7 protein-coding genes are annotated in these 6,632 nt (G+C 74.1%); 6 read left to right on the plus strand and 1 reads right to left on the minus strand.

Features of this window, described 5'->3' with window-relative positions; translation table 11 throughout:
- Positions 1 to 26 precede the first annotated feature (26 nt).
- The 4 genes from ACH495_RS03900 (at position 27) to ACH495_RS03915 (ending at position 3,419) form a co-directional block, all read left to right on the plus strand.
- Positions 27 to 947 (plus strand): ion transporter, encoded by a 921-nt coding sequence (locus ACH495_RS03900; RefSeq protein ID WP_396856225.1) that lies wholly within the window; start codon positions 27 to 29, stop codon positions 945 to 947.
- A gap of 49 nt (positions 948 to 996) precedes the next feature.
- Positions 997 to 1,614: an ATP-binding cassette domain-containing protein gene (locus tag ACH495_RS03905; protein WP_396856226.1), complete on the plus strand. Its 618-nt coding sequence runs from the start codon at positions 997 to 999 to the stop codon at positions 1,612 to 1,614.
- Positions 1,611 to 3,023, plus strand: a complete 1,413-nt coding sequence (locus ACH495_RS03910; RefSeq protein WP_396856227.1) for a DUF6297 family protein — start codon at positions 1,611 to 1,613, stop codon at positions 3,021 to 3,023. Before ACH495_RS03905 ends, ACH495_RS03910 begins: the two co-directional genes overlap by 4 nt.
- 126 nt (positions 3,024 to 3,149) lie before the next feature.
- Complete coding sequence (locus ACH495_RS03915) at positions 3,150 to 3,419, plus strand: GlsB/YeaQ/YmgE family stress response membrane protein (protein WP_107154844.1); 270 nt, start codon at positions 3,150 to 3,152, stop codon at positions 3,417 to 3,419.
- 60 nt (positions 3,420 to 3,479) lie between these two features.
- Here ACH495_RS03915 and ACH495_RS03920 read toward each other — a convergent pair whose 3' ends face one another.
- Entirely contained in the window at positions 3,480 to 5,069 is a 1,590-nt protein-coding gene (locus ACH495_RS03920) for a mucoidy inhibitor MuiA family protein (RefSeq protein WP_396856228.1), read from the minus strand.
- Positions 5,070 to 5,226: 157 nt separating this feature from the next.
- On the opposite strand from ACH495_RS03920, the gene ACH495_RS03925 reads away from it, so the two are divergent.
- Positions 5,227 to 6,036 carry a hypothetical protein gene (locus tag ACH495_RS03925; RefSeq protein WP_396856229.1) on the plus strand — a complete coding sequence of 270 codons (810 nt, stop codon included), beginning with the start codon at positions 5,227 to 5,229 and terminating at the stop codon, positions 6,034 to 6,036.
- Between the two features lie 27 nt (positions 6,037 to 6,063).
- Positions 6,064 to 6,498 carry a DUF4913 domain-containing protein gene (locus ACH495_RS03930; protein ID WP_396856230.1) on the plus strand — a complete coding sequence of 145 codons (435 nt, stop codon included), beginning with the start codon at positions 6,064 to 6,066 and terminating at the stop codon, positions 6,496 to 6,498.
- Positions 6,499 to 6,632 lie beyond the last annotated feature (134 nt).

A 6,632-nucleotide genomic window follows, 5' to 3' on the forward strand; every position in this document is an offset into this window, starting at 1 on the left:
CCGACGTTAACCCATAGGGTGTCGGAATGGTTGACCGGCGGACCGACGTGCCGGCCCAGCGGGGGGCGCGCCGTCCGGGCGGCGCGGAACGGGGACTGGCGGCCCGGTGCGCCCGGATCGTCGCGTCCCGGCCGTTCGAGGTCGCGATCGTCGTGCTCATCATGGCCAACGGTGTGGTGCTGGGCATCGAGACGTACCCGCACCCGGACACCACGGCGGCGGTGCTGCGCGGGATCGAGTGGGTGTTCCGGCTGGTCTTCGTCGGGGAGATCACCATCCGGGTGCTCGCGTACGGCCGCCGGCCGCAGGACTTCCTCCGGCACGGCTGGAACGTGTTCGACCTGCTGGTGACCGTCGCGATCTTCATCCCGTGGCTGCACGGTGACCCGGCCGTGCTGCGCGTCGTCCGGGTGGCCCGGGTGCTGCGGCTGGTCCGCTTCTCGCCCGGCCTGCGCACCATCGTCACGGCGCTGTGGCGCAGCCTGCCCGGCGTGGCGGCGTTCCTGGCGCTGGCCGGCGTGACGCTCTACGTCTACGGCATGGCCGGGTGGCTCATCTTCGGCGACCGCTACCCGGAGCAGTACGGCGACATCGGCCGCTCGCTGGTGACGCTCTTCGTGCTGCTCTCCCTGGAGACGCTGCCGGACCTGCTCGAACAGGGTCTCGAAGTGTCGCCGTGGACACTCCTCTACTACGTCAGCTTCGTGATGATCGCGGTCAACCTGTTGCTGAACATCCTCATCGCGGTCATCGTCAACTCGATGGAGGAGGCACGCCGGCTGGAGATGACCGAGGGGCTGGCCCCGGACTACGACTCCGACGGCGACGGGGTGCCGGACGAGGTGGACCGGATCGCCATCAGCCAGCGCCTGGACGACCTGCGGACGGTCGTCGCCGAGCTGGAGCGGGAGCTGCGGATCGACCGGGAGGACGCCCACCGGCGCTGAGGCGTCCGAGGACGGCTGCGCGGCTGTGCCACAGTGTGGAGTCGTGGACATGCTCACGGTACGGGGCCTGACCCGGAGGTTCGGACAACTGGCCGTGCTGGAGGACGTGTCCTTCGGCCTCGCCGCCGGCCGGCTCGCCGTGGTGGTCGGGCCGAACGGCAGCGGGAAGACCACGCTGCTGCGCTGCGTGGTGGGCGCGGACCGCCCCGACGCGGGCGAGGTGCTGCTGGACGGCCGACGCTGCTACGAGACCGATGCCCGGACGCGCGCCCTGCTGGCCGCCGCGCTGGACGACATCGACTTCTTCCCGGACCTGTCCGTCGTGGAGCACCTCGAACTCGTCGCGTACGCCCATGGGGGCTCCGGTGCGACGGTGGCCGAGGTGATCGCCGAGCTGGGTCTGGAGCGTGCCCGTGACCAGTTGCCCTCGACGCTGTCCAGCGGGCAGCGCCGGCGGCTGGCCCTGGCCTCGTGTTTCGTCCGCCCCCGCCGCCTGCTCGTGCTGGACGAACCGGAGCAGCGCCTCGACACCCGGGGCCGGGCCTGGCTGGCCGACCGGTTGCTGCGGGAGAAGGCCGAGGGCACGGCCGTGTTGATGGCGACGCACGACGCCGAGCTGGTGGCGGCGGTCGCGGACGACCGGCTCGAGATCGGCGGCGGTGCGTGACCACGGAACTCGCGGTCCGGCCGGGCGACCTGCCCGACGCCCGTCGGCTCCGGGGCCGGCTGAGGCGGGCCCGGCGACGCCATCGGGAGGTGTCGCTCGGTGACGTGCTCACCGACGCCTACGTCCTCCTGCTCTTCGCCGGCATGTACGGCTGGGCGCTGGTGAGCGAGGTACGTGACTTCCTCGGCTCGCCGTCGGGCCGCCAGGGCGACCCGGGGGACCGGTACTGGCTCGGGGTCGCCGCCGCCCTGGCCGTCGCCGGGCTCGCCTGGCGGGGCCTGAAGTCGGTGGGCCCGCTGGTGGTGTCGCCGGCCGCGCAGTCGTGGGTGGTCAGCTCGCCGGTCGACCGCCGGGCGTGGCTGCTGCCCCGCTTCGTCGTGCTGGTCGCCGTGGCGGTCGCCGGCGGCGGCCTGCTCGGTCTCGCCGCGGCGGTGGCGACCGGCGCCGGCGGGGCGGCCGACCTCGCCGGATCGGCCCTGGCCGGGGCCGCCTGCGGCACCCTGGCCGTGGCGCTGGCCGTCGTCGCCCAGGGCGGCCCGCACCGGGACGGGTGGGGCCGGGTCCTCGACCGCGGGCTGTTCGGCGCCGCCGGCGCGGTCGCGTCGGCGCTGGTCGTGGGTCATCTGGCCGGGTTCTCCGTGGCACCTCCGGCGGCCTCCCTCGGCTGGGTGCTCGGGTTCGCGGCGGTCCCGCCGGCCGTGGTGGCCGTCGTCCGGGCGTACCGGGCGTTGCCGGCGGTGGACCGGGCGTCCCTCGCCGGCGGCGCCCAGGTGGCGGATGCCGTGGCCGGCGCCGCGCTGCTGCTCGACCCGTCGTTCCTCACCGGTCTGGTGGAGAGCCGCCGCTGGCGGTCGCTCGGCGTGGTGTCGAGCCGCCGGTTCCGGCCGCTCGGCCGGTTCGGCGTGCTGGTGCAGGCCGAGCTGTGGCGGCCGGTCCGCCATCCGAGCGCGCTGGGGGTCTGGGCGGCCCTGCTGCTCACCCTGTACGCGGTCGCGGTGGCGCTGCCCACGCTGGCCGGCCCGGCGCAGGTGGTCCTCGGGTTCCTGGCGGTCGGCCGGTTGACCGGCGGCCTGCGTGCCGTCGGGCGTTCCGCCGGGCTGCGCCGCTCGCTGGGCGGCGGGGACACCCTGCTCCACCTGGCGCACCTCGTGGTGCCGGCGGTGTCCGTGGTGATCTGGTACGCGGCGTCGGTGCCGATGGTGCACGCCGGCCTCGGCGTGCTCGACGGCGTGCTGGTGCTCGGCACCGTGCTCGCCGCCCACCGGGCCGCCACCCGGCCGTCGACGACGTACGGCGGTGTCGCCGTGGACACTCCCGTCGGAATGATCCCGGTCGATCTGATTCGGCAGGTGGTACGGGGCCCCGACGTGGTCGGCGCGTTGGTCCTCGCGCAGCTGCTCTGGGCCTGACCTGGGCTCGCCCGCCTCGGCGTGGCCCATGACAGTTCCGTGAAGAAACGCATCTCGCGTTTGGGTGGCGGGTCGCGCGGGGCACCGAATGAGACGTCAGCCCATCGGAAGAACAGGACGGCTCTCGTGGAAGTTACCGGTTTCCTCACCGCGATCATCATCGGCCTCATCATCGGCGCGCTGGGCCGCCTGGTGGTGCCGGGCAAGCAGAACATCCCGATCTGGCTCACCCTGCTCATCGGTGTGGTCGCCGCGATCCTGGGCACGCTCGTGGCCGGCCTGTTCGGCGTCGACGACACCGCCGGCATCGACTGGATCGAGCTGCTGCTCCAGGTCCTCTTCGCCGCGGCCGGCGTGTACATCGCCGCGGGGGCGTACGGACGCCGCCGCCACTGACGGTGTTAGGCGGGGGCCCTTCTTATGCAGAATGCGTTAAGAAGGGCCCCCGCCTTACAGCTACTCCCGCCAGCCGGTCAGGTCGACGCCTCTGGCGAGCTCCACGCGGAAGGCGAGCGTGATCTCGCTGCGGTCGCCCGGCGCCAGCGGCAACCGCCAGGTCAGCTCCCCCAGTTCGGTACGCTCCGCCGGCGACGGCGTCACCGTCGTCTCCCGGACCACCACCGTCTCGTCGCGGGAGACCGGCAGTTGGTCGCGTACCTCGACCGTCGCCGGTCGCGGCGTGTGGTTGGCGACGGTGATCCGATACTCCACCTCTCGTCGCCGGGTCGACCCGAGCGTCGCCTTCGTCTCGGTGCGCCGGTGCAGCTTTCGCTCCACCCGTAGCCGGTCGTCGACCCCGAGCGCCAGTTCGGTCTCCTCGCCCGGCGCCCACATCGGCAGCCGGGTGGCCGCGACGAAGTCGGCGCCGTGGAACACCGACGCCGGGCCGGGGAGCATCGTGTGCGCCGACGTGTTGCGTACCGTCGCCCGCAGGTGGGCCTCGGCGGCGCGCACCGGCACGGTCACGTGGTCCAGCCGGGCCGGTAGCTCCAGCACCGCGATGGTGGCTCGGTGGGCGCTGCCGTCGGCCGGCACCGCCACCGGCCGGGCCGGCCGGTAGGTGGCCGCGCTGACGCCCTGCTCGACCTCCGCGACGCTCTCCCGCAGGCGCGGCCGGGGCGCCGCGGACCGGGCCGGAACGCCGCCACCGGCCGGTGCCGCGCCGGGGGCCGGCGGCACCGGCATCCCGAGCGACATGTCCGCCGACACCGCGCGCGGCGGCGCCGGCCGGAACCGGTCGAGATACCAGGGCGAGAGTTCGGGTACGCCGGCCGTGGCCGCCGGCCGGGCGGTGGAGAGCGCCAGCTCGCACTCCGGCCAGTCCTCCCCGGTGCTCTGGCTGACCAGCCCGAACCAGGTGACGGTCATGGTGTCGTCGACGAGCCGCAGGTCGTAGGAGGGCGTCCAGCGCGCGCCGTCCACCAGGTAGCTCAGTTCCAGCTCGACCTCGGCGTCGTCGGCCGCCACCGCGACGGTCACCTCGGCGGCCAGCCGGTCCGGTGCCCGCTTGTCGGTCGCCGCGGCCAGCTCACGGTCGACCGCGGCCAACTCCTCCGCCAGTTCGGTCCGCCGGCGGGCCAGCCCGCGACGCCGGGCCCGGGAGTCGGCGAGCTGACCGGCCACCGAGTCGGTGAAGGCGGCGACGTCGGCCGGCGTGGCGTCGCCGGCGGCCAGCGCCCGGGCGTACGTGCCGCCGGCGCGCTCGGCCAGTCGGGTGAGGAACTGCCCGCGCTGCTCCTCGACGCCGTCCGCGTCCTCGGTCCCGGCCAGCTCGTCGGCCAGGTCGCGACGCCGCTGCTCCAGGCCGGCCACCTGCGTGTCGGTGCTGCGGGCCTGCCGCCAGGTGGTCACGTCCACGCCGAGCACGGTGGCCGCGCCTCGGCCGCCGACCCGGACCGAGTCGCGTCGCAGGCCCAGTGGGAGCGGCGCGACGCGTACCCGATGGTCGCCGGCGGGCAGCCGGACGCTGCCGCGGCGGGTGACTCGGGCCCGGTCCGGATAGACGGTGACGCCGACGACGGGTGCCTCGATCTCCGCAGTGTCCACGGCGGCGAGGGTAGTTCAGCGGCGCTCGCGCCGTTCCCGCCCGGTTTTCCGGCGGCGCCGGTGAACCGGAGCCGGGATCGCCGCGTCATGGGGGTGCGTCGATCGTCCGGCACCGGGCGAGGCGGGCCGGATCCGAGTGGATGAGAGGGACGGTGCGATGGGACAGAAGGACAAGAAGCACGACAACGGCGAGAGCATCAAGATGAGCCGGCTGGCGTACAAGCAGCGGCAGCGGGAGGTGAGCGGGGGCCGGTCGTCGTCGAGCCCGTCCAGTTCCGACTCGGAGACGGCACGCATCCGCGACACCGCCGCGCAGAACGTCGGCGGGGTCCGGTTCCAGGCGCAGCAGGACGGCCAGTCGGCCCAGTGGGTGCCGAACGCGTCCGGGCCGAACACGGTCACCTACGACCCGACCTACTCCTACTACCCGCAGTCCGGGACGCCCGGCTACACGGCGCGGGCGACGTTCGACCACGAGATGCACCACGAGGACGCGAACAACGTCTACCAGCACCCGGTCGACCGCGACCTCTACGCGGCCAACTTCCACCTGCCCGGCAACGACGCCAACGCGCCGGCGCTCGGCCAGTCCTACGGCCAGCAGTCGGACACCATTTCCGCCAACTGGGACGAGGTGCGCTCGGCGTCCGCCCGGGACACGGGCATCCAGAGCAGTCCCGGCTGGCCGCAGTACGTCGAACAGCGGGTGCAGTACGTCCAGGCGACGCCGCACCAGCACAACGAGAGCGTGGCCGCCGAGATGATCGGCACGCTGAACAGCGCCGGTCTCCAGGGGCCGGTCACCAACCAGCTCCGGGCGATCTACAACGAGGCGTTCGACCGGCGCGTGTCCGGCGGTGACGTGCAGCGGATCGGTCCGGTCCAGTCGGCCGCCTCCACCCGGACGTCGGCCTACACCAACACGGAGGCGAAGGGGAAGGGACGGGCGCCGGCGCCGGCCAAGTAGCCGTCGCGCGAGGATGAGAGGGACCACATGACCGAAACAGTCGTCGACGTCGGCCGCGTGCCGGAACTGCCGCCGCCCCCGCCGCCCCCGCCGGCTCGCCGGTCGCCGTTCATCGTGCACCTGGACGGCGACGAGTACGACGCCGCGCTGGCCGGACTGACCGTCTGGGTTCAGCACCTGCTGCTCCCGATCTACGGGCGGGAGGTCACCTCGGGGGCGCCGTGGTGCCCGCGCTGGTGGGAGCACGCCGAGGCGGTCGCCCTCCTGCACGGTCTCTGGCTGGCCTGGCAGGAGCTGACCGGGGTGGGGGGCGGGTTGTCCGGCCCGGCGTCGTGGCACCGCGACCACCTCAACCCGGTGATGACGTCGTTGCGCGACCCGGCGGGCCCGTTCGCCGGGTGCAAGACCGGGGTCCACCGCGCCAAGGAGAGTCCGGAGGTGGAGGACTTCTTCGCTGAGTGAGGCAGCCGCCGTGGGGGGGGGGGGGGGGGGGGGGGGGGGGCCCCCCCCCGCGCCCGGCGGCGGGGGGGGGGGGGGCGGGCGCGGGGGCCGCCCCCCCCCCCCCCGCCCCCCCCCCCCACAAAAAAAAAAAAAAA

Origin of the sequence: Micromonospora sp. NPDC018662 (assembly GCF_044391475.1) — a bacterium.
In the GTDB taxonomy this organism is placed as follows: Bacteria; Actinomycetota; Actinomycetes; order Mycobacteriales; family Micromonosporaceae; genus Micromonospora.

What these genes read in the sequence shown, in the direction of transcription:
- ACH495_RS03900 (WP_396856225.1), top strand. Translation starts at nt 27, where the DNA reads ATGGTTGACCGGCGGACCGACGTGCCGGCCCAGCGGGGGGCGCGCCGT.
- ACH495_RS03905 (WP_396856226.1), top strand. Translation starts at nt 997, where the DNA reads ATGCTCACGGTACGGGGCCTGACCCGGAGGTTCGGACAACTGGCCGTG.
- ACH495_RS03925 (WP_396856229.1), top strand. Translation starts at nt 5,227, where the DNA reads ATGGGACAGAAGGACAAGAAGCACGACAACGGCGAGAGCATCAAGATG.
- ACH495_RS03930 (WP_396856230.1), top strand. Translation starts at nt 6,064, where the DNA reads ATGACCGAAACAGTCGTCGACGTCGGCCGCGTGCCGGAACTGCCGCCG.